The organism is Silicimonas algicola, from assembly GCF_003970735.1.
Lineage (GTDB): Bacteria > Pseudomonadota > Alphaproteobacteria > Rhodobacterales > Rhodobacteraceae > Silicimonas > Silicimonas algicola.
Genome location: NZ_CP034588.1, coordinates 2,575,191 through 2,595,507, shown reverse-complemented (window position 1 = coordinate 2,595,507; position 20,317 = coordinate 2,575,191). Strand labels below are relative to the sequence as shown.

The window sequence follows — 20,317 nt, the reverse complement described above, 5'->3', positions numbered from 1 at the left end:
CGCTCGGTCAAATCCAAGGGCGCCATTAGTCCGAAGATCGCGCAAAACTTACTTGCGCCGCACTAACCGCGCAAATACCGGCGCACTGCTAGACTCAAGATCCCTTTTTCCTGAAAAAACTATTTAACAGCCTATTGGCCTTGCTCATAGCCCTCTGAGCTTGCTCGGCTGCTACAGCCGAACCGCTCTGCGCCACTTCCGCAACTGTGCTAGTATACTGCGACACTGCCCTGGTAACCTGACTGCGCGTAGCGAAGTGAGCGCTGAGTTCACGCTCGATAGTCTCTATGGCCAGTTCTTCGCGCTCGTCGAACTCTCCATCTGCAAAAGCAATCTCTTCAAGAAATCCCCTAATGTCCTTCCTCATAGCGGAGGGATTACAATCTGGGTTGTCCATTTGAAATTCTGCCAGGGATTTGGCCATGTTCTTTAATGTCCGCTGGCGAATTTGGGTTTCAACTAGCGGCAACGCTTTGACGCTGTAGTCCCGCGAAATCCCCCATTCTTCAGTAAAGTACTCGACCACCGCAATTCTTTCTGCTTCGTCGATTTCACCTGCGAAATCAGCAACTTTCAAGGCGAGTCCTGCCATCATATCAAAAATGGTGGCGCCAAGAAGGTCGATCGGAGTGTTGATAAATTTTGGAATGGTGTCGACGCGTGATGAGCTGTACTTAGAGAAAAACTGCATTGCGCCGTAGTATGCGGCCCCAGAACCAACAGCTGCAGCAATAATCCAACCGACTGGTGTGGTAGCTGCGGCGCCAAACCCTAAAACTGATAGAATGCCACCGCCGCCGAAGAACGTCGTCGCTACGGCCGGAGATGCCGCCGCCGCCGCTCCCGCCGCTCCGGCGCCCTTGATATCCCAAAGCGTCTGCAGCGTCTTGGTCAGCTTCAGAGTGCTATACGCGTCTTCGCCGATCCCGAGTTTGATCTTAAATTTATTTGTATCGGCGACAACCAAATCAACCGTGCTAAGGGCATCTACGAGCTGTTGTTCGCTAGGCGCCATTTATATTTCCGCAAGTGCACTGAAGGAATTCACCAGTGACTCAATACGTGCCCCCAACTTATCGCTGGTGAAATCCTTCAAAGCGCCTGTGCTAATACCAAGAACCAGAAGTAGCGAACTAAGTGCAGCGGCAAGGACTCCACCGAATAACGGGATTGCTGCAATCAAACTCGAAATGACAAGAGCTGCGATGATCCCGAGCGTTACCGTTGGAAATGCTTTAATTAAGTCAAAAGCGAAGGCCAAAATCTTCCGGCCAATTGCTACGAGCTTCCCTCCTAATTGCACTGTAATTTTCGCGAGGTCGGCAAGAAGAGCTTTCAAATCTGCGGAAAGGTTTGTTCGCTCGATCAGCCCGATCAACTTTCGCTCTGGTAGCGACGCGTTGATGTCCTTGATGACGGCATCGATTGTAGCGGACATTTTTCTACCTTGCTCATGAGTGCTTCAGAAGAGCGGAGTGATCGTTATGATGTCTGCCCGTGCAGTTTCGTTGGAATTTTGGCGGGTCGCCGCTCTAAACTCAAGATCAAAATTTTAGATGCCGTCATGCTTGGGCAGTCGCTCATCAAGGACGAAGTTCAGCTGCTGCCACCACTTCCCAAGCCTCCGCCGCCAGAGAACACACGGCATAGGACTGCGTCGTTGGCCTGATCCGCCACGCCTCTGTAAAGGCCGTATTAGCCCATCTGAAGGCAAGTCCGCAGTGGTGCCAAAAAGGGCAGGGCCAGAGGTTCGAGGCGTCTCAACCCGATGAGGCGCTCAAAGGATTGGGTCATACAGCATCGCTACCTGCTTACCGACGCCGACCAGACGCTGCACGGCGACGCGAGAATCATGCCCTCGGCAATCGAGGATTCGACATCCCGAGGCTTCTGCGTTCACACCTTCTTTCGGTTGATATCAATCCACACTGGGGCATGGTCGCTGGCGCCGTCCTGGCCACGAACGTAGCGATCAATGCCACCTGACACGAGCCGTTCCCTCATGCTGCCGGACAGCAACACATGATCCAACCTTAGACCTGCGTTCCGTTGCCACCTGTTCCGACGATAATCCCAAAAGGTGTAGAGCGTCTCTTCCGGGTAAAGAGCGCGGAGCGCATCGGTCCATCCGGCGTCTAGCAAGGAGCGATACTGGCGGCGCGGCTCGGCCTGAACCAATGCATTGTCGGCATAGGACCGGGAGGGATAGACGTCGCAGGATTCCGGCACAATGTTGAAGTCACCGGCCAAGACGACAGGGACGCCTGTGGCCTGAAGCTCGGCTGCATGGGCGATCAGGCGCTCGTTCCAGGCAAGCTTGTAATCGAACTTCGGGCCCGGTTGGGGATTGCCGTTGGGGGCGTAGAGGCTGCAGATTACAACGCCGTCAACCGCGGCCTCGATGTAGCGAGCCTGGCGGTCGTTTAGATCGCCGGGAAGACCGTAGCGGACCAGGACCGGCGCACGGTCCCGGGACAAGATCGCAACGCCGTTCCATGTCGACTGTCCAAGCCAGACCGACGAGTAGCCCGCCTTCTCAAGCGCGCTCGACGGGAACTGGCGGTCAGTGGTCTTCAGCTCCTGCAGGCACACGACATCCGGTTCGGCTTCGGCAAGCCAGGCAAGGAGATTTGGCAACCGTTTGCGGATATTGTTAATGTTGAAGGTGGCGATCTTCATCCCCGGGCAGCGAGACCTTGCGCCCATTCAGCGACCCGGTCTGCGACCCGATCGAGGTGTTCCGACTTGGTGTGGCCGGATATCTTCTTGCGCGGCGTTAGATCGTGGTTGCCGTCCTCGAGCCAGAGTATCTCGATACTCTGAGGAAGTGCGTAACCCGGCACCTCCTCGACGGCGCCGAACTCGTCCCGCGTGCCCTGGCAAATGAGGGTGGGCACGGTCAGTGTGAGAAGGTGTTGTGTCCGCAACTGGTGAGGTTTGCTGGGTGGGTGGAACGGATAGCCGAGGCAAAGCAGCCCCGCGATCTTGCCTTCATCATAGAGCGCCTCGGCGACCATGCTGGCGACGCGGCCACCCATCGACTTGCCGCCGATCACGAGCCTGCCCGGCCGCTCCAGCGCATCGATCGCGGCGAAGTATTCCGGTTCTAGGGCCTCTGCCCGCGGCGGGGGTCTGCGCGTGCCCGTGCGGCGCGCTGCCATGTAGCCGAACTCGAACCGGGCAACACGAAGTCCGCGCCCGGCGAACGCCTTGACAGTCGCATCCAACGACGGCGAGTCCATCGGCGCACCGGCGCCGTGGGCGAACAGGACGGTCACAGAGGCGTCCTGCGGACCGTCGACAAGGAAGTCCATCAGCCGGTCTCCGCTTCCGCCTGCATGGCGATCAAGCGCAAGCCGTTCCGCGCGCGTTGCGCCCACTCGCTGTGGCGGTCGAGCTCCAGGTAGCGGCTCCACCAAAGTCGCGCTTCGGACAAATCGCCGGCGTCGAACTCCAATTTGCCCAGGTTGAACGCAGCGTCCGCATAACTTCTATCGAGCGCCAGGGCACGCCTCAGGTGCCGCCGCGCGCTGTCGGGATGACCTTCGTCGAGCATCAGGGCGGCGAGGTTGAACCAGGCCTCGACGAACCCCGGATCGTGCTTGGCTGCGCGCGCGTAGTCCTGTGCCGCCTCCACCGATCGACCAAGCTCGCGCAGGCAGTTGGCGCGGTTGAAGGAGGCGACGCTGTCGGTCGGGTCGACGGCCAGGCATCGACCGTAAAGACCCACGGCCGCTTCCAGGTCGCCGGAGGTTTCTGCCGCCTCGGCGCTTTCGAACAGATCGTCTATGTTAACGCCGTCGTAACCGAGGTCCAGCAGACCCTGACCAGAGAGTTCGCAGGTCCAGCCATCCCGCCGCTCGATGATTTCCCGCGCCTCGACGTCCAGAGTCAGAGCTGCCAGGGCGCCGACCTGCGGCACCTTGTGGACGGCACGGGCAATCGCGTCCCAGTCAGCGCCGGCCTCGCTCAGCCCGCGATACTTGCGGGCGAGGATCAGGTCGCGGAACGTGAACGGCTCCACGTCGCGCTCGAAGGCGTCGAAGAGCGCCAGCAGGTCGAAGGTCTCGGCTGGCAGCCCGGATTTCTCGATCATCACGCTGCGCGGATGCGAGCCCTGGTCCGCGTCGGGTGACAGCCCATTTCGACGCAGGAACCCCGCCTCGCTGATCGGTCGCCGTCGCTCTGCAACAAGCGCACGAAACGAGGTCACGACACCGTCGAGGCTGGCCCGGCGCAGCAGCTTTCGGCCGTAGACGACGGTGGTGATGCCTCGACCCGAACTGCGCCGCAAGCGACCGCCCAGCCGCTCGATCTCGCGTCTGGCGATCCGGTACGGGAAGGCCTCCAGCGCACCGACGATACCGAAGGTCCTGCCAGCGAGCGGTTTCACTTTCCGGCTTTGGAGGCGCGACCGCCAGAAGCGGTCTTCTTCGGGGCGGCCTTCGTCGTCGCCGTCCCTTTGGACGACTTGCTCTGACTCCTGGCCGGAGGTTTCTGCTCCGACAGACTCGCCTTCAGCGCATCCATCAGGTTCACCACGTTGCCGCGTTCCGGAGCCGCTGCGTAGATCGGCTTGTGACCCTTAAGCTTGTTCTTGATCATTTCCATCAGCGCGACCTCGTAGCGGTCTTCGTAGGATGCGGGATCGAACGTGACGGTCTTCTGCTCGATCAGCTTCTCCGCCATCGCCAGCATGTCGGCGTCGGGTTTCCCGGTCGGGATGCCGTCGAAGTAGGCGCTCGTACCCCGGACCTCGTTCGGGTTGCGGAGGGTCTGTAGGAACATCCCCGCATCGAGCGCACCGATGGCAACCACGCGCTCGCGGCTCGACAGGACGAGACGCGCAATTGCTGCCTTGCCCGACGCCCGCAGCGCCTCCCGCAAGACGATGAAGGTCTCCTCGGCCATCGCTCCGTCAGGTGCCAGGTAATACGGCGCGTCGAGATAGATCGGCTCGATCTCGGAGGCGTCCACAAACGCCTCGATGTTCAAGGTGTGGTTTGCCTCGATCTTCACCGCCTCGAGGTCTTCGTCCTCGATGATTATGTATTTCTTGTCCTCGTACTCGTAGCCCTTCACCAGATCGGAGCGTTCAACCAGCCCGAGCTCGGGATCGACCGGCTTCATGTTGATCCGGTTGTGGGTGTCCTTGTGCAGTTGATTGAAACTGATCCGGTCCGCCGTACTGGTGGCCGGGTAAAGCCGGACCGGACAGGTCACGAGGCTCAGTCTCAGATAGCCCTTCCAGCTTGCTCTGGGCGCCATGTCGATAACTCCGCGTTGTCAGCTCGCCTCAACGTTCTCCGGAAGGTCGCGGGCCAAGCTTGCGATGTCGGCCCACGGATCTCCGGAGCCCGCGACAAGCCCCGGTACAGTAGAATAGTTCAGATCCCCTGCCGCGTCGACGGTCTCGAGATCGGACCAGGCGATCGGCGTCGAAACAGGGAGATTGGTGTTCGCGCGCAACGAATATGGGGCGACGGCCGTCTGATGGCGGGCGTTCCTATGGAAATCGATGAAGATCCGACCCCTGCGCTTGTTCTTGGCCATAGTGGTTATGAATACATTCGGGGCGCCGGCGGCGAGGGTTTCAGCAATTGCCCCCGTCGCCTTGTGAACCCTGTCCCAACTCAGCCTGGGCCTGATCGGGACGAGCACATGCAGTCCCTTGCCACCGGTGGTCTTCACAAACGGATGGAGACCGATCCTGCGGAGTTCCTCGCGCACATGGATCGCCGCCTCGACCACTTCGCGCCAGGGCAGGTCCTCGCCCGGATCAAGGTCGAAGGTGACCCGATCAGGCTTTTCGAGGCTCGTGCGGGTTGAACCCCAGGTGTGGAACTCGACGACGCCGAACTGGGCCAGCGCCAGATATCCGGGTACGTCCTCGATGCTGAGATAGGTCTTGTCGTCGCTATCCGACGCGCGGCTCTGGAAGGTGCCGACCGAGGCCGGCATTCCGGTGAACGCGTGGCGCTGGAAGAAGCAGTCCTGGGGCCGGCCAGTCGGGCAGCGCACCAACGAGACGGGTCGGTTCAACAGATGTGGCAGCATGAAGTCGCCTATTCGGGCATAGTAGACCGCGACGTCGAGCTTGGTCGGGCCGTTCCTGCCAAAAAGACGCCGGGTCGGGTTTGTTACCCAGATCGCAGCCAGGTCGGCGTCTGAGATCAGCCGCGTGCGTCTTGACGGCGCATCGGTCCCGAAGCTCACCGTCCGCAGGCCTTTGAAGACGGCATGGCGCAAGGCGTTGGTCGCGGTGCGGGTCGCATAATGCACGTGAGCGGTCAAAACCGGCCGAACGGCCACCACGTCCCGCGGCGCTCCGTCCAGGGAGAGACCTGGATCCCGCAGCAGCTCAAGCCGGGCCAAGAGGTCCTGTGCCGTTGCCCGGTCGAACCCTGTCCCGACCTTGCCGACATACCTGAGACCGTCGCCCTCGACCTCTGCAAGCGCCAGCGCAGCCAGACCTCCTGCCGCCTCCGATACCGAATAGCCCGCGATCGCGAAGTCCCCGATATTGAGCGCCTTGGTCTTGGTCCAGGTGAGGGTGCGGCCCGGCCGGTAGGTCGCGTTCCCTCGCTTTGAGACGATGCCCTCCAGGCCCATCTCGGACACCCGCTCGAAAAACGACACCCCCCCGCCCTCGACGTGGTCGGAATACTGGATTGCGTGATTTTTCGGTTGCTCGGCGAGAAGCCGGACCAGGAGCGCCTTGCGCTTCGAGAGCGTGCACGCGGTCAGGTCCCAGCCGTTGAGGTAAAGCAGATCGAAGGCGTAGAACAAGAGCTGGGTCGAAGGTCCCTCGGACAAGGCTTTCTGGAGCAGAGCGAAGCGGCTGATGCCCTGCGCGTCCGCAACGACGATCTCGCCGTCAATGAGTGCCTCCCGGCATGACAACGTGGCAAAGGCGTCGGCGAGAGCACCGTAGCGCTTTGTCCAGTCGAGCCCGCCTCGAGTGACCAGGCGTACGTCGCCGCCGCTGATCTGCGCCAGAGTGCGGTAGCCGTCATACTTGATCTCGTGCAACCAATCGTCGCTTTCAGGAGGGCGCGCGGCGGGCGACGCGAGTTGCGGCTTCAAGCCGGCGGGAGGCGGCGACTTCACCGCCCCTTTCAACCGATCGGGACGCGGCTTCGCTGTTCGCTTCGGGACGGGCAGTGGCGCAACGAGATCTTCGATGCGACGGCCAGACTTCACGCTCTCGGGGCGATCGACGAGAATGTCTCCTTCAGTCGACGCGCTCTGGTCATGTTCCTTGAACAGGAGCCAGCCTGCCTTGTCCTCGCCGCGCTTCTTCTTGAGCCGGACCAGCATCCAGCCACCCTTGAGCTTCTCGCCCCACAGCCGAAACTTGAACCCGCCTGAGGCGAGGTCCGCGACCGCGTCGCCCATTGGAGCCCAGGTGCCGGTGTCCCACACGATCATTGGGCCGCCGCCGTACTCGCCGGCGGGGATCACGCCCTCGAAATCAAGGTATTCGACAGGATGGTCCTCAGTCTCGACTGCAAAGCGTTTCTGCGACGGGTCGAGCAACGGACCCTTCGGCACGGCCCAGCTTTTCAGAACGCCGTCGAGTTCGAGGCGAAGGTCGTAGTGGTCGGCTGTCGCGTGATGCTTGTGAATGACGAAACGCTGCTGCCCCAGTTCGGTCCGCGTGCCCGCTGGCTCCGGCGTCCGCTTGAAGTTCCGCTTGGCGCGGTAGGGGTCGAGCTCCGGCTTTCGCAACCAGTGATTCCTAACGTAGCGACATCAGATACAACTGGATCCTTATAGAGGATTAAGCACGCAGAGGTCCGGAAAATCCCGCAAAGCCGAGACCGTGTCGACCATTGCAATTACGATCGCGTAGTCCGGGAACAGACGTAGATGTTGGGCAAGCCCGCTGGCTACATCCCAGCCTTTGTCATACCGGAGGGCAGGGGCGGGAGGTGTGCAGAAGCGACATGCGATGCAGGACGGTGCTGCAGGACGTCAGCGCCGCCCGTTCAGGACATATGCTTGACCCCGCACGACCATTGAAATACTCACCGAATAAATCTGCGCGGGCGTGATGTAGTGGTAGCCTGTCAGCCTTCCAAGCTGAACGTGCGGGTTCGATTCCCGCCGCCCGCTCCACAAAATACTTTCCGACATTTTACCTGCAAAGCACTAGCCTAGGTCAGCTTAACTTGCTGATTTAGATTGAATAGTTCGAGTGCTGACGCATGCCTTCCAAGCTGATGACGCGGGTTCGATTCCCGCCGCCCGCTCCAGACCCCCTCCCGAATTCCGCACCGCCCTGTGACGACCTGAACCTTGCGGCCCCGCCGCCCCTTGGGTATCCGGCCCGCACGAGGGAGAGCTCATGGCCGCATCACAAACGGAAGACCGGGCGACGTCCCGCAACGTCGGCGCGCTGAGGGCCCTCTGGCCGTTCGTCTGGCGATATCCCCGGATGCTCCTCGCCGCAGGTGTCGCCCTCGTCGTCACGGCGATGATTTCCCTCATCCTGCCCGTGGCCGTCCGCCGCGTGGTCGACGGGTTCGAAACCTCGGCCTCCGAGCTTCTCGACGGCTATTTCAGCGCCGCACTCGCCATCGTCGTCTTCCTCGCCATCGGGACGGGCGTTCGCTATTACCTCGTCACGCGTCTGGGCGAACGGGTCGTGGCCGACATCCGAACCGCCGTCTTCGACCGCATGATCGGCATGAGCCCCGCCTTCTACGAGCGCATCATGACGGGCGAAGTCCTGAGCCGCATCACCACCGACACGACGCTCATCCTGTCCGTCATCGGGTCGTCGGTCTCGGTGGCGCTGCGGAACGTGCTGATCCTTATCGGCGGCCTGGTCCTTCTCTTCGTCACCTCGCCCAAGCTCGCGGGCCTCGTCCTGCTGATCGTGCCCGTCATCATCGTCCCGATCGTGGTCCTCGGCCGCCGCCTGCGCGTTCTCAGCCGCGAGAACCAGGACTGGATCGCCTCGTCTTCCGGTTCGGCTTCCGAGACGCTGCTCTCGGTGCAGGCGGTGCAGGCCTATACGCACGAAGGCAAGAGCCGCGCGCGCTTCGCCGACGTGACCGAAAAAAGCTTCGTCGCGGCGAGAAAGCGGGTCGGCACGCGGGCGCTGATGACGGTCATCGTCATCACGCTGATCTTCTCGGGCGTCGTCGGCGTTCTCTGGATCGGGGCGCGCGACGTGCGCGCCGACACCATGACCGTGGGCGAGCTGGTGCAGTTCGTCATCTACGCCGTCATGGTCGCGGGCGCGGTTGGCGCGCTGTCCGAGATCTGGGGCGAGCTTCAGCGCGCGGCCGGCGCCACCGAGCGCCTTGTCGAACTTCTGAACGCCAGCGACACCGTGTCCGACCCCGAAGCGCCCGAGGCTCTGACCCCGCCCGTCGCGGGTCGCGTGGCGTTCGAGGGCGTCTCGTTCCGCTATCCGTCCCGGCCCGACGCCGCCGCGCTGGAAGACGTCAGCTTCGACGTATCTCCAGGTGAGACGGTGGCGCTCGTCGGGCCGTCGGGCGCCGGCAAGTCGACCGTGATCCAGCTTCTCCTCCGCTTCTGGGATCCGGCGAAGGGCCGCGTCAGCATCGACGGCCACGACCTGACGACGCTGGCCCGGTCCGACTTCCGCCGCCACGTCGCCCTCGTCCCGCAGGAGCCCGTCGTCTTCGCCGACACCGCGCGCGAGAACATCCGCTTCGGCCGCCCCGACGCCACGGATGCCGAGGTCGAGGACGCCGCCCGCGCCGCCGCCGCCCACGACTTCCTCGCGGCCCTTCCGGATGGCTACGACACCTATGTCGGCGAGCGCGGCGTGATGCTGTCGGGCGGCCAGAAGCAGCGCATCGCCATCGCCCGCGCCATCCTGCGCGACGCGCCGATCCTCCTTCTCGACGAGGCGACAAGCGCGCTTGACGCCGAAAGCGAACGCCTCGTGCAGGACGCCGTCGAGCGGCTGTCCTCGGGCCGCACCACGCTTGTCGTCGCGCACCGCCTTGCGACGGTGAAGAAGGCCGACCGCATCCTCGTCTTCGACCACGGCCGCATCGTCGCCCAGGGTACCCACGACAGCCTCGTGACCGAGGGCGGTCTCTACGCGCGCCTCGCGCGGCTCCAGTTCACCGACGGCGCCGAGCTCTGAGGCATTTCACCCGGGCGCGCGATGCGCTAGCCCTGTCGCGGTCGGCGACGAAAGGACAGAGCATGGCGGACACGGACTTCGACGCGGCCCACACGATCACCGACGAGGCGTCGCTGCGCGCGCTCTACCCGGCCACGCACACGATGGCCGCGCTCAAGTGCCTCGACCACATTGACCGCCACGCCGCCGACTTCATCGCGCGCTCGCCCTTCCTCTGCATCGGCACCCAGACCGCCGAGGGCCGCGCCGACGTCAGCCCGCGTGGCGACCCTGCAGGCTTCGTGCGCCTCCTCGACGCCCGCACCCTCGCCATCCCCGACCGCCCCGGCAACAACCGCCTCGACACGCTGGCCAACATCGCCGCGAACCCCGTCGTGGGCCTCCTCTTCCTCGTCCCCGGCTTCGACGAAACGCTCCGCATCAACGGCCGCGCCCGCCTCGTCACCGATCCCGCTCTCCTCGACAGCCTCGCCGTCGACGGCCGCGCCCCGCGCCTCGCCATCGTCGTGCGCGTCGATGAAGTCTTCCTCCACTGCGCCAAGGCGCTCCGCCGCTCGCGCCTCTGGGACCCGGCGCAGCACCGCGACCGCGCCGAGATGCCCTCGCTCATGGCGATGCTCACCGACCAGACCGCCGGCGCCCCCGCCGACGAGGGCACGCTGAAGAAGCTCGACGCCGATCTCGAGGAAGCCTACCGCCGCTCTCTCTACTGACGCCGCGTCCCTGACGCCCGGTCGCGCTTGCCCGGTTGCCCATTTCCGGTGAGACTTTGCGCAACAGGGGAGGAGCGGATGGAATTTTCTTCGCGCGAGCGCAGGGACGCGATCGAGGCCGAGATGACGTGGCAGGATCGGGACCAGCCCCGCACCATCCACGCCCGCCTCGACGCCACCGCCAAGGTCCACGGCGACCGTCCGGCGGTGTCGTTCCAGCTCCTCTCCGACCCGGCGTCGAAATCCGAGACCGTCGACTGGTCGACCGTCCTCGACAAAAGCTGCCAGGCCGCGAACCTCTTCCGCAGTCTCGGAGTGGGCGAGGGCGACGTCGTCGCCTGCATCCTCCCCAACTCGCTGGAAACGGCCTACGCGCTTCTCGGCGGCATGATCGCGGGCAAGGTCAGCCCGATCAACCCGCTCCTCGAGACCGACCAGATCGCGGCACTCTTGCGCGAGACGGGCGCCAAGCTCGTCGTCACACTGAAGAGCTTCCCCAAGACCGAGGTCGCCCAGAAGGCCGCCGCCGCCATCGAACAGGCGCCGGGCGTGACCACCGTTCTCGAAGTCGACCTCCTGCGCTACCTCAAGGGGATCAAGACGCTGATCGTCCCGCTGATCCGCCCGAAGAACAAGGTGGCCCACAAGGCGCGCGTCCTCGACTTCAACGCCGAACTCGCGAAGCAGCCGAAAACGCTGACCTTCGCGGACGGCGGCCAGGACCGCGTCGCAGCACTCTTCCACACCGGCGGCACGACGGGGATGCCGAAGATCGCCCAGCACCGCTACCAGGGCATGATCTACAACGGCTGGATCGGGGCGAACCTTCTCTTCGACCACGAAAGCGTCATCATGTGCCCGCTGCCGCTGTTCCACGTCTTCGCGGTCGAACCCGTCCTGATGTCGGCCCTGTCCGCCGGCGCGCACGTCGTCTTCCCGACGCCCGCCGGGTATCGCGGCGACGGCGTCATGGACAACTTCTGGAAGCTCGTCGAACGCTGGCGCGCCACCTTCATCATCGGCGTACCCACGGCCTTCGCGGCCCTCATGCAGCGGCCCGTGAACGCGGACCTCTCGTCGGTGAAGATGGCCTTCTCGGGCTCCGCCCCCTTGCCGGTCGAACTCTTCAAGCGGTTCGAGGCCTCCTGCGGCGTCGAGGTGGTCGAGGGCTACGGCCTGACCGAGGCGACCTGCCTCGTCTCCTGCAACCCCATCGGCGGCGTCAAGAAGATCGGCTCAGTCGGCTTTCCGTTCCCCTATACCGACGTGAAGATCCTCACGGAAACCGCCGAGGGTGTCAGGGAATGCGCCGTGGACGAGGTCGGCGAGATATGCGTCTCGAACCCCGGCGTCTGGCCCGGCAACACCTATACGCAGGCCGACAAGAACGCGAAGCTCTACCACCACGACCGCTACCTGCGCACCGGCGATCTGGGCCGGATCGATGACGAGGGGTATCTCTGGATCACCGGCCGGGCCAAGGATCTCATCATTCGCGGCGGCCACAACATCGACCCCGCGCTGATCGAGGAGGCGCTGGCGGGCCACCCGGCCGTCGCCGTCGTCGGCGCCATCGGCCAGCCCGACGCCCACGCGGGCGAGGTGCCCTGCGTCTACGTCGAGCTCGTCGCCGGCGGCACCGCCACCCCCGGGGAGCTGCTCGACTTCCTGAAGGAGCGCGTCTCCGAACGCGCGGCGATCCCCAAGTATGTCGAGATCCTGCCCGAGATCCCCAAGACCGCCGTCGGCAAGGTCTTCAAACCCGACCTCCGCCGCAGCGCCATCTCGCGCATCTACGACGCAACGCTCGAAGCGGCGGGTCTTCCCGCGGGGGTTGCGCATGTCGAGGAGGACAAGAAGCTCGGCCTCGTCGCCTGCCTCTCGGGACGCGAGGGATGCGACGATGCAGCCGTCACCAGAGCGCTGGCGCCCTTCACCCGTCCGTGGAGATGGGCGGACAATCCGCCTAAAAATCGAGGTATTAAATAATGCCTGCCCAAATCTTGCCCACGGTCGAGTCACAGTTTGGTCAGATTTCGATGTGACCTTGTCCCGACAACCCAGGGATGAGGTTTCACATGGTTCATCTGTCGATCAGCATCATCGCGGCGCTCGCGATCGCGATCTCGACCTGGGACGCGACGGGCTCGCTGGCGCTGTCCTTCCTGGCTTACGTGCTGACCGGCAGCCTCGTCCTGACGATGGCGCTTGTGTCCGACTGGCTCGACATCCGGTCCGAAGACCGCGACGACGCGTAAGACCTAATTCAGCACCACGGAATAGCGAACGATCCGGTTGTTGTCCGAGTCGCTGAAGAAGTAGCGGCTGCCATCGACCGCCACACCCTCGGGATCGTCGAATCGGTTCGGTCCCAGACCCGGCGTCCCATCTCCCAACACCCCCACCAGCGCTCCGCCTCCGGGCGCGTCCGGGTCGATCATCAGGATGCGATGCGCGTCCTGGTCGGCCACCACCAGCATCCCGGTCTCTGTCACGTCCAGATAGCGCGGACCGCGAAACCCGAAGGCCGGACCTTCGATCACCTGTAGCCGCTCCAGGTCCGGCGAATACTTGACCAGCCGCCGCGCCGCGTTGTCCGCGACCCAGATCGCGCCATCCGCCGCCTCGGCCACGTCGTGCGCGCCCGGATGCCCTTCGACCGTCGAAACCAGCTTCAGGTCGCGAAACCGCGCGAGGACGCCGATGGCGCTCGCCATCGCGTAGAGGTCGCCGTTCGAATGCAGAAGCGCACCCTCGGTGCCCGGAGCCGTCACGCCGATGTCGGGTTCGTCCCCCAGGACGTCGAGCGATTCGTAGATCGCCACCGCGCCGGCGTTCGTGACCGCGACGGCGATCGATCCGTTGAGCCCGAAGCTGATGTCGTGGACCCCTGGCAGGAAGCCTTCGCCCAGCATCTCGATCAGCTCCAGCGTCTCGGGGTCGAAGACGGCGATCCGCGCGCCGAACTTGTCGGCGACATAGAGCCGGCCGTCAGGCCCCATCGCAAGGTCGTGCGGGTCGTTCAGGACGGGCTCGCTCGCCAGGTCGAAGCTCGCAAACGGGGGCGCCTCCTGGGCGAGGGCAGGGCTGGAGAGGAGTAGGAGAGGGAGGGCAAGGCTGCGCATGACCATGATGCTAGCACGGGCGGGACGCGGCGCCAGACACCTACGCAATACCGACGCGATACCGACGCGATACCGACGTGGCGTTCAGGGCATCCAGCGCAGCCAGTTCGCGATCAGCCGCAGACCCGCCGCCTGGCTCTTTTCGGGGTGAAACTGCGTCCCGACCATGGTGTCCCGTCCGACGATAGCCGTCACCGCCCCGCCATAATCGCAATGCGCGATCAGTTGCGTCGGGTCATTCATCTCCATCTGGTAGGAGTGGACGAAATACGCATGATCCCCGGTACTTAACCCTTCGGTCACCGGATGCGCCCGGTCGATAACCAGGTCGTTCCACCCCATGTGCGGCACCTTCAGCGACGGGTCCGACGGTTCGATCCACCGCACCTCGCCGTCGATCCAGCCAAGCCCCGCGACCGTCTCGTACTCATGCCCCGCCCGCGCCATGAGCTGCATCCCGACGCAGATGCCGAGGAAAGGTTTCGCTTTGATTTCAACGCCTTCCACCAAGGCGTCGAACAGCCCCTCCTGTCCCCGAAGTTCCGCCATGCAGGCCGGAAACGCCCCGTCCCCCGGCAACACCAACCGGTCCGCCTGCGCCACATCCTCAGTCCGGTCCGACACGAGGACGCGGCCCGCCCCCGTCTCGCGCGCCATGCGCTGGAACGCCTTCTCGGCGGAATGAAGGTTCCCCGCGCCGTAGTCGATCAGGACGGTCAGCATGGTACAGCCGTCACAGCGCGCCCTTGGTGGACGGGATCGTATCGCCCTTCCGCGGATCGGTCTCGACCGCTTCGCGCAGCGCCCGTGCCACCGCCTTGAAGGCCGCCTCGGCGATGTGGTGACTGTTGATCCCGTGCAGCGCGTCGACGTGCAGCGTGATCCCGCCATGTGTCGAGAAAGCCTGGAAAAATTCCCGCACAAGCTCGGTGTCGAATGTGCCGATCCTAGGCGTCGGCAGGACAAGATTCCACACCAGGAACGGCCGCCCCGACAGGTCCAGAGCCGCGCGCACCAGCGCGTCGTCCATCGGCAGAAGGCAGGCGCCATAGCGCCGAATCCCGCGTTTGTCGCCAAGCGCCTTCGCCAGCGCCTGACCAAGAGCGATGCCCGTATCCTCGACCGTGTGGTGGTCGTCGATGTGGAGGTCGCCCTTGGCGCGGACCGTCATGTCGATCAGCGAATGCCGCGCCAACTGGTCCAGCATGTGGTCGAAGAACCCCACGCCGGTGTCGTTGTCATAGGTTCCGGTCCCGTCGAGGTCGATCTCGACGGTGATGTCGGTTTCGGCCGTCGTCCGCGTCACGGTCGCGTTGCGCATCGCCTGGATCTCCTTGCAGCGAGGCCGCTTATAGGCGGCGAAGGGAAACCGGGAAAGCCCGGTTTTCTCTCGCGAATCGGGGTGTTGTGCGGCTGCACGATGGCAATGCCGCCCGGCGCGACATATGTTCAGGTCGAAGCGAAGGGGCAGGCAGTGATACTCGGCGACATTGCGGACGGACTGACGCGCGGCGTCGAGGCGACGATGAGCACCGTCAGCGGCGCCTTCTTCGAGCCCGTGGTGCGCCTCGGCGTGACGGGCCTTGCCCGGTCCGGCAAGACGGTCTTCATCACCTCGCTCGTGGCCAACCTCATCTCGCGCGGCCGGATGCCCGCGCTCAGGGCCGCGGCCGAGGGCCGGATCCACACCGCCTGGCTCCAGCCGCAACCCGACGACACGGTCCCGCGCTTCGACTACGAGGCGCATCTCGCCGCGATGACGGGTCCGGACCCCCATTGGCCGGAAAGCACGAACGGGATCAGTGAGTTGCGGCTGTCCTTTCGCGTGCGGCCCTCGGGTCTTCTGTCCGGCTTTCAGGGTCCGCGAACCCTTCATCTCGACATCGTGGACTATCCCGGCGAGTGGCTCCTCGACCTTGGCCTTCTCGACAAGACCTTCGAGGAATGGTCGCGCGACACGCTGGCGCGCAACGATCCACGCCCCGAGGCCGCTGCCTTTAAGGAGGCTCTGGCCGCAGCCAATCCGGACGCCAAGCTGGACGAGGTCGCCGCAAAGTCCCTCGCCGAGGCTTTCGCCGCCTCGCTCCAGGCCCTGCGCGACGCCGGCTACTCGGACTGCACGCCCGGCCGCTTCCTGCTTCCGGGCGATCTCAAGGGCTCGCCCGCCCTGACCTTCGCGCCATTGCCGCCGCAGGACTGGCCGAGGGGCAGCCTCGGGCGCGAGTTCGCGCGCCGCTACGAGGCCTACAAGCGCCAGGTCGTGAAGCCCTTCTTCCGCGACCACTTCGCCCGCATCGACCGGCAGGTGGTGCTGGTCGACGTCCTCGGCGCCATCCATTCGGGGCCGAAGGCGGTCGAAGACATGCGGCTTGCGCTCGCCGACATTCTCGGCGCTTTCCGTCCGGGCCGGAATGCCTTCCTTTCGAAGCTGCTGCTCGGCAAGCGGGTCGAGAAGATCCTCTTCGCCGCGACCAAGGCCGACCACCTGCACCACGCGCAGCACGCGCAACTTACCGCCATCGCCGCCGCTCTTCTGGCCGACGCAAAGACCCGTGCCGACTTCGCGGGCGCCGAGACGCAGGCCATGTCGATCGCCGCTCTCCGCGCCACGACCGAAGACCGGGTGGAGCAGGGCGGGCGCACGCTCGATCTCGTGCGGGGCCGGCTTCTCGACGGTGGCAAGAGCGTCGCGATGTACCCCGGCCGCCTGCCCGAGGATCCAGGCAAGCTTCTGATCCCGTCGCGTCAGGGTGCCGACCGCTGGCTGGAACAGGATTACAGCATAATGACCTTCGCCCCGCAGCCGGTGACCCTCAAGCCCGGCGACGGCCCGCCCCACATCAGGCTCGACCGCGCCGCCGAGTTCCTGATCGGAGATCGCCTGAGATGACCGACACCCGCGACCACGGCCCCGTCCTGATCGACCTCGACCCGCGCTCCGAGATGCAAAGCCCGGCGGACGCGCCCGCCGTGGCCGAACCCGAAGCCGCGCCCACGGGGCAGGCGATGCAGACGGTCGCCACGCTGGCCGGACGTCCGCGTTCGGCGCTGGCGGCATGGTTCTGGCGGCTTCTGGGGGCTGTCGTCACCTTCTTCGCGGGTGTGGCGCTCTGGGACTGGACGGCCTCGCTCATTGCGCGGAACGAGGTGCTGGGGGCCGTTGCGCTGACGCTCCTGGTGCTCTTCGTCCTCGTCTGTCTCGCCATCATCCTGCGCGAGGCGGCGGCACTGGCCCGACTTTCCCGCGTCGAGCGTCTGCACGACGAGGCCGCGCGCGTCATCGCCTCGGGCGGCACCGAAGGCGCCCGTACGCTGGCCCGCCACCTGGCCTCGTTCTACGCGGGGCGCGACGACACCAAGTGGGGCCGTCAGCGGCTGGAGGAAGGGATCGAGCAGAGCTTCGACCCCGATGTCCTCATCACGCTCGCCGAGGATTCGCTTCTCGCCCCCCTGGACGCCATGGCCCTGCGCGAGGTCGAGGCGGCGGCGCGGCAGGTGGCGACGGTGACGGCGCTGGTGCCGCTGGCCTTCGCCGACGTCGCTGCGGCGCTGACCTCGAACCTGCGCATGATCCGCCGCATCGCCGAGGTTTACGGCGGCCGGTCGGGCACGCTCGGCGCCTGGCGGCTGACGCGCGCGGTCCTGACCCACTTGGTTGCCACGGGCGCTGTGGCGGTCGGCGACGACCTCATCGGTTCGGTCGGCGGCGGTCACGTCCTCGCCAAGCTTTCGCGGCGGTTCGGCGAAGGCATGATCAACGGCGCGCTGACCGCACGGGTGGGGATCGCGGCGATGGAGGTCTGCCGCCCGCTGCCCTTCGGGGCAGGTCGCCGCCCGCGTGTCACCGCCGTCATCGGGCGCGCGCTGACGGGCCTCTTCGACCGGACATGAGCGGGGTGGCGGACATGTTCAGGCTCGACGGCAAGCGCATCCTCATCACCGGAGCCTCCAGCGGCATCGGCGCACATTTCGCGCTCGTCGCCGCCGGGGCCGGGGCCGAGGTGGTCGCAGCCGCGCGCCGGGAAGATCGCCTCGCGGAGCTGGCAGAGAGGATCGAAGCCACGGGAGGATGGGTCAGAACCGTGGCGCTCGACGTGACCGACGCCGCCTCCTGCGCCGACGCGCTAAAGAAGGCCGGACCGCTGGACATCCTCGTCAACAACGCCGGCGTGTCCAACCTCGGACCTGCAGCAAAGACCGACGACGACGAATGGCAGCGCGTGATCGACACCAACCTCACGGGTCCGTTCCGTCTCGCCCGCGACGCGATGGCGCTCAACATCGCCGAGGGGCGGCAGGGCGTCGTCGTGAACGTGGCCTCCATCCTCGCCTCGCGCGCGGCCAAATCGGTTGCCGCCTATGCCGCCTCGAAGGCCGGGATCGCCAACCTGACACGGGCACTGGCGCTCGAGTGGGCGACGAAAGGCATACGTGTAAACGCTCTGGCGCCCGGCTATTTCGACACCGAGATCAACGAGGACGCGCTCGCGGGAGAGGTGGGCGACAAGATCCGCCGCCGCATTCCCATGTCGCGGTTCGGAGAACTGGACGACCTGACCGGGCCATTCCTTCTTCTCGCCTCCGACGCCTCGCGCTTCATGACGGGCAGCCTTGTGACGGTGGACGGCGGGCAGTCGGCGGGGGTCTAGAAACGACAGGGACGCGAGGTTTCCCCCGCGTCCCGTCTCGTTCAGGTCGGTCTGCGGCTCAGCCGGCGAACCACCAGCGTTCGGCGACCTTCAGGCCGTCGTTGACCCAGTTCGCGCCGACCGCCTCGTCGTGGGCGACACCGTTGCCGTGTGCGGCGATATAGTTCGCCCACATCGCGACGATCGCGCCGCCGTCGTCCTGAAGCAGGCGCTGCGCCTCCCAGTACTGGTCCTTGCGCTTGGCGTCGTCGGTCTCGGAGCGGGCCGAAACGACCAGGTCGTTGAACTTGTCCGCCGCCTCGGTGCCCTTCCAGGCGGTATCGTTCCACTCGGTGTCCGCGACGTAGGCCGAGGAATACATCCAGTCCTGGGTCGGACGTCCGCCCCAGTAGCAGGCGCACCAGCCCTTCTTGTTCCACACGTTCGACCAGTATCCGTCCGAGGGCTCGCGCACGACCTCGATCTGGATGCCCGCCTGGCCGGCCGAAGCCGCCATGAGCTGTGCCGCATCGACCGCGCCCGCGAAGGCCGCGTCCGAGACGGACAGCTGGATCGGCCCGGAGTGGCCGGACTTCTTGTAGTGCTCGGCCGCCTTCTCGGCGTCGAACTCGTGGACGGGCAGCTCGGTATTGAAGAAGGGCATCGACCCGTTGACTGGCACATCGTTGCCCGCGACCCCGTGGCCGAGCAGGATCTTGTCGACGAGCTCCTGCCGATTGATCGCGTACTTCAGCGCCATCCGCAGGTCGTAGTTGCCGAATGGTTCGACATCGAGACGCATCGGGAAAGTGAAGTGCTGCGTGCCGGTCGTCTCGAGGATCGTGAGCGTCGGCACCCGGCCGAGAAGGGCTACGGTCTTGGGGTCGATCGTGTCGGCATAGTCGACCTCGCCGTTCATGATCGCGTTCTGGCGCGCGGTGGTGTCGAGGATCGACAGCATCTCGACCTCGTCGAAGTGCGCGCGACCTTCCTTCCAGTAATTCGGGTTCCGCGTGAACTGCGCCCGCACACCGGGATCGTAGGCGTTCAGGACATATCCGCCCGTGCCGTTCATGCCGTTCGGATCGACGAGCTCGCCGTTCTCGGAGGGCATGATCATCAGGTGATAGTCCGAGACGATCATCGGGAAGTCGGCGTTGCCGGACTCGAGCTCGACGATGACGCGGTTGTCGCCGTCCTTCTTGATGTCGGTGACGCTGGCGACGAGGCCTTTCGCGGCGGATTTCGTGTTCTCGCCGCGATGGTAATTCAGGCTGGCGATCACGTCGTCCGCAGTCAGCGTCTTGCCGTCGTGGAATTCGACGCCGCTGCGCAGGTTGAAGACCCAGGTCTTGGCACCGTTCGACGGCTCATAGCTTTCGGCCAGTTCGCCGATCAGCTCGCCCGTGTTCGACACTTCGGTCAGCATGTTGCCGCGCGAGTGGATCAGCATCTGGGTGAAGGCGTTCTCGGCCGTCGAGGGGTCGAGGATGTCGGTGGTCGAGCCGTAGCTGGAGGCGAGGCGGAAGAGACCGCCCGCCTTTGGCGTCTGCGCCTGGGCGCGGCTCGCGAGCGACAGCGCGGTCGGCAGCGTCACACCCGTGGCGAGCGCCGACATGATGAAGCGGCGGCGGTTGATCTGGCCGGCCGTCAGCTTGCTGGCCTGGCGCCGGATGTAGCTTTCCTTCGTGGTCATGCGTGTCTCCCTCACTTTTCGCC

The 20,317-nt window shown here is 64.9% G+C and carries 18 protein-coding genes and 1 tRNA gene; 8 read left to right on the top strand and 11 right to left on the bottom strand.

Features of this window, described 5'->3' with window-relative positions; all coding sequences use genetic code 11:
• Nucleotides 1–94 precede the first annotated feature (94 nt).
• The 7 genes from EF888_RS12830 to ligD form a co-directional block, all read right to left on the bottom strand.
• Nucleotides 95–1,015: a tellurite resistance TerB family protein gene (locus tag EF888_RS12830; protein WP_109758218.1), complete on the bottom strand. Its 921-nt coding sequence runs from the start codon at nt 1,013–1,015 to the stop codon at nt 95–97.
• Entirely contained in the window at nt 1,016–1,438 is a 423-nt protein-coding gene (locus tag EF888_RS12825; RefSeq protein ID WP_109758219.1) for a hypothetical protein, read from the bottom strand.
• Between the two features lie 458 nt (nt 1,439–1,896).
• Nucleotides 1,897–2,679 carry an exodeoxyribonuclease III gene (xth, locus tag EF888_RS12820; protein ID WP_109758220.1) on the bottom strand — a complete coding sequence of 261 codons (783 nt, stop codon included), beginning with the start codon at nt 2,677–2,679 and terminating at the stop codon, nt 1,897–1,899.
• Nucleotides 2,676–3,314, bottom strand: coding sequence for an alpha/beta hydrolase family protein (locus EF888_RS12815; protein ID WP_109758221.1), 639 nt, complete (start codon nt 3,312–3,314; stop codon nt 2,676–2,678). The genes xth and EF888_RS12815 overlap by 4 nt, the downstream gene beginning before the upstream one ends.
• Nucleotides 3,314–4,393: a tetratricopeptide repeat protein gene (locus EF888_RS12810; protein WP_109758222.1), complete on the bottom strand. Its 1,080-nt coding sequence runs from the start codon at nt 4,391–4,393 to the stop codon at nt 3,314–3,316. The genes EF888_RS12815 and EF888_RS12810 overlap by 1 nt, the downstream gene beginning before the upstream one ends.
• Entirely contained in the window at nt 4,390–5,268 is an 879-nt protein-coding gene (ku, locus tag EF888_RS12805) for a non-homologous end joining protein Ku (protein ID WP_109758223.1), read from the bottom strand. Before ku ends, EF888_RS12810 begins: the two co-directional genes overlap by 4 nt.
• Nucleotides 5,269–5,286: 18 nt before the next feature.
• The gene (ligD, locus tag EF888_RS12800; protein WP_109758224.1) at nt 5,287–7,731 is read right to left on the bottom strand and encodes a DNA ligase D; all 2,445 of its coding nucleotides are present in this window, start codon (nt 7,729–7,731) and stop codon (nt 5,287–5,289) included.
• 316 nt (nt 7,732–8,047) lie between these two features.
• Between ligD and EF888_RS12795 the strand changes: the two genes are divergently transcribed.
• The 5 genes from EF888_RS12795 to EF888_RS12775 all read left to right on the top strand — a co-directional run bounded on the left by EF888_RS12795 (nt 8,048) and on the right by EF888_RS12775 (nt 13,103).
• A tRNA-Gly gene (locus tag EF888_RS12795) sits at nt 8,048–8,121 on the top strand.
• Nucleotides 8,122–8,350: 229 nt separating this feature from the next.
• Complete coding sequence (locus EF888_RS12790) at nt 8,351–10,132, top strand: ABC transporter transmembrane domain-containing protein (protein WP_109758225.1); 1,782 nt, start codon at nt 8,351–8,353, stop codon at nt 10,130–10,132.
• A 62-nt stretch (nt 10,133–10,194) separates the two neighbouring features.
• Nucleotides 10,195–10,845: a pyridoxamine 5'-phosphate oxidase family protein gene (locus EF888_RS12785; protein ID WP_109758226.1), complete on the top strand. Its 651-nt coding sequence runs from the start codon at nt 10,195–10,197 to the stop codon at nt 10,843–10,845.
• Nucleotides 10,846–10,923: 78 nt separating this feature from the next.
• A complete protein-coding gene (locus tag EF888_RS12780) occupies nt 10,924–12,834 on the top strand; it encodes an acyl-CoA synthetase (protein WP_109758227.1) in 1,911 nt (636 codons plus the stop codon).
• Nucleotides 12,835–12,923: 89 nt separating this feature from the next.
• Nucleotides 12,924–13,103, top strand: coding sequence for a hypothetical protein (locus EF888_RS12775; protein ID WP_109758228.1), 180 nt, complete (start codon nt 12,924–12,926; stop codon nt 13,101–13,103).
• A 3-nt stretch (nt 13,104–13,106) separates the two neighbouring features.
• Here the strand turns inward: EF888_RS12775 and EF888_RS12770 are convergent, their stop codons facing one another.
• The 3 genes from EF888_RS12770 to hisB all read right to left on the bottom strand — a co-directional run bounded on the left by EF888_RS12770 (nt 13,107) and on the right by hisB (nt 15,291).
• On the bottom strand, nt 13,107–13,970 hold the full coding sequence (locus EF888_RS12770; RefSeq protein ID WP_164721683.1) for a Vgb family protein: 864 nt from the start codon (nt 13,968–13,970) through the stop codon (nt 13,107–13,109).
• An 84-nt stretch (nt 13,971–14,054) separates the two neighbouring features.
• Nucleotides 14,055–14,693, bottom strand: coding sequence for an imidazole glycerol phosphate synthase subunit HisH (hisH, locus tag EF888_RS12765; protein WP_109758230.1), 639 nt, complete (start codon nt 14,691–14,693; stop codon nt 14,055–14,057).
• 10 nt (nt 14,694–14,703) lie between these two features.
• Entirely contained in the window at nt 14,704–15,291 is a 588-nt protein-coding gene (hisB, locus tag EF888_RS12760; RefSeq protein ID WP_109758231.1) for an imidazoleglycerol-phosphate dehydratase HisB, read from the bottom strand.
• Between the two features lie 105 nt (nt 15,292–15,396).
• Between hisB and EF888_RS12755 the strand changes: the two genes are divergently transcribed.
• The 3 genes from EF888_RS12755 to EF888_RS12745 are packed head-to-tail and all read left to right on the top strand — an operon-like array spanning nt 15,397 to nt 18,619.
• Nucleotides 15,397–16,860, top strand: coding sequence for a YcjX family GTP-binding protein (locus EF888_RS12755; RefSeq protein WP_420902671.1), 1,464 nt, complete (start codon nt 15,397–15,399; stop codon nt 16,858–16,860).
• Complete coding sequence (locus EF888_RS12750) at nt 16,857–17,861, top strand: YcjF family protein (protein ID WP_109758232.1); 1,005 nt, start codon at nt 16,857–16,859, stop codon at nt 17,859–17,861. The genes EF888_RS12755 and EF888_RS12750 overlap by 4 nt, the downstream gene beginning before the upstream one ends.
• A gap of 14 nt (nt 17,862–17,875) precedes the next feature.
• The gene (locus tag EF888_RS12745; RefSeq protein ID WP_109758531.1) at nt 17,876–18,619 is read left to right on the top strand and encodes an SDR family NAD(P)-dependent oxidoreductase; all 744 of its coding nucleotides are present in this window, start codon (nt 17,876–17,878) and stop codon (nt 18,617–18,619) included.
• A gap of 58 nt (nt 18,620–18,677) precedes the next feature.
• Here the strand turns inward: EF888_RS12745 and EF888_RS12740 are convergent, their stop codons facing one another.
• Nucleotides 18,678–20,294 (bottom strand): ABC transporter substrate-binding protein, encoded by a 1,617-nt coding sequence (locus EF888_RS12740; protein ID WP_109758233.1) that lies wholly within the window; start codon nt 20,292–20,294, stop codon nt 18,678–18,680.
• Nucleotides 20,295–20,317: the final 23 nt, after the last annotated feature.

Bases quoted from the DNA above. Each gene is read 5' to 3' on its own strand.
- EF888_RS12790 (WP_109758225.1), top strand. From the start codon at position 8,351: ATGGCCGCATCACAAACGGAAGACCGGGCGACGTCCCGCAACGTCGGC.
- EF888_RS12825 (WP_109758219.1), bottom strand. From the start codon at position 1,438: ATGTCCGCTACAATCGATGCCGTCATCAAGGACATCAACGCGTCGCTA.
- hisB (WP_109758231.1), bottom strand. From the start codon at position 15,291: ATGCGCAACGCGACCGTGACGCGGACGACGGCCGAAACCGACATCACC.
- EF888_RS12780 (WP_109758227.1), top strand. From the start codon at position 10,924: ATGGAATTTTCTTCGCGCGAGCGCAGGGACGCGATCGAGGCCGAGATG.
- EF888_RS12775 (WP_109758228.1), top strand. From the start codon at position 12,924: ATGGTTCATCTGTCGATCAGCATCATCGCGGCGCTCGCGATCGCGATC.
- EF888_RS12770 (WP_164721683.1), bottom strand. From the start codon at position 13,970: ATGCGCAGCCTTGCCCTCCCTCTCCTACTCCTCTCCAGCCCTGCCCTC.
- EF888_RS12815 (WP_109758221.1), bottom strand. From the start codon at position 3,314: ATGGACTTCCTTGTCGACGGTCCGCAGGACGCCTCTGTGACCGTCCTG.
- ku (WP_109758223.1), bottom strand. From the start codon at position 5,268: ATGGCGCCCAGAGCAAGCTGGAAGGGCTATCTGAGACTGAGCCTCGTG.
- EF888_RS12745 (WP_109758531.1), top strand. From the start codon at position 17,876: ATGTTCAGGCTCGACGGCAAGCGCATCCTCATCACCGGAGCCTCCAGC.
- xth (WP_109758220.1), bottom strand. From the start codon at position 2,679: ATGAAGATCGCCACCTTCAACATTAACAATATCCGCAAACGGTTGCCA.
- EF888_RS12750 (WP_109758232.1), top strand. From the start codon at position 16,857: ATGACCGACACCCGCGACCACGGCCCCGTCCTGATCGACCTCGACCCG.
- EF888_RS12785 (WP_109758226.1), top strand. From the start codon at position 10,195: ATGGCGGACACGGACTTCGACGCGGCCCACACGATCACCGACGAGGCG.
- hisH (WP_109758230.1), bottom strand. From the start codon at position 14,693: ATGCTGACCGTCCTGATCGACTACGGCGCGGGGAACCTTCATTCCGCC.
- EF888_RS12830 (WP_109758218.1), bottom strand. From the start codon at position 1,015: ATGGCGCCTAGCGAACAACAGCTCGTAGATGCCCTTAGCACGGTTGAT.
- EF888_RS12755 (WP_420902671.1), top strand. From the start codon at position 15,397: ATGCCGCCCGGCGCGACATATGTTCAGGTCGAAGCGAAGGGGCAGGCA.
- EF888_RS12740 (WP_109758233.1), bottom strand. From the start codon at position 20,294: ATGACCACGAAGGAAAGCTACATCCGGCGCCAGGCCAGCAAGCTGACG.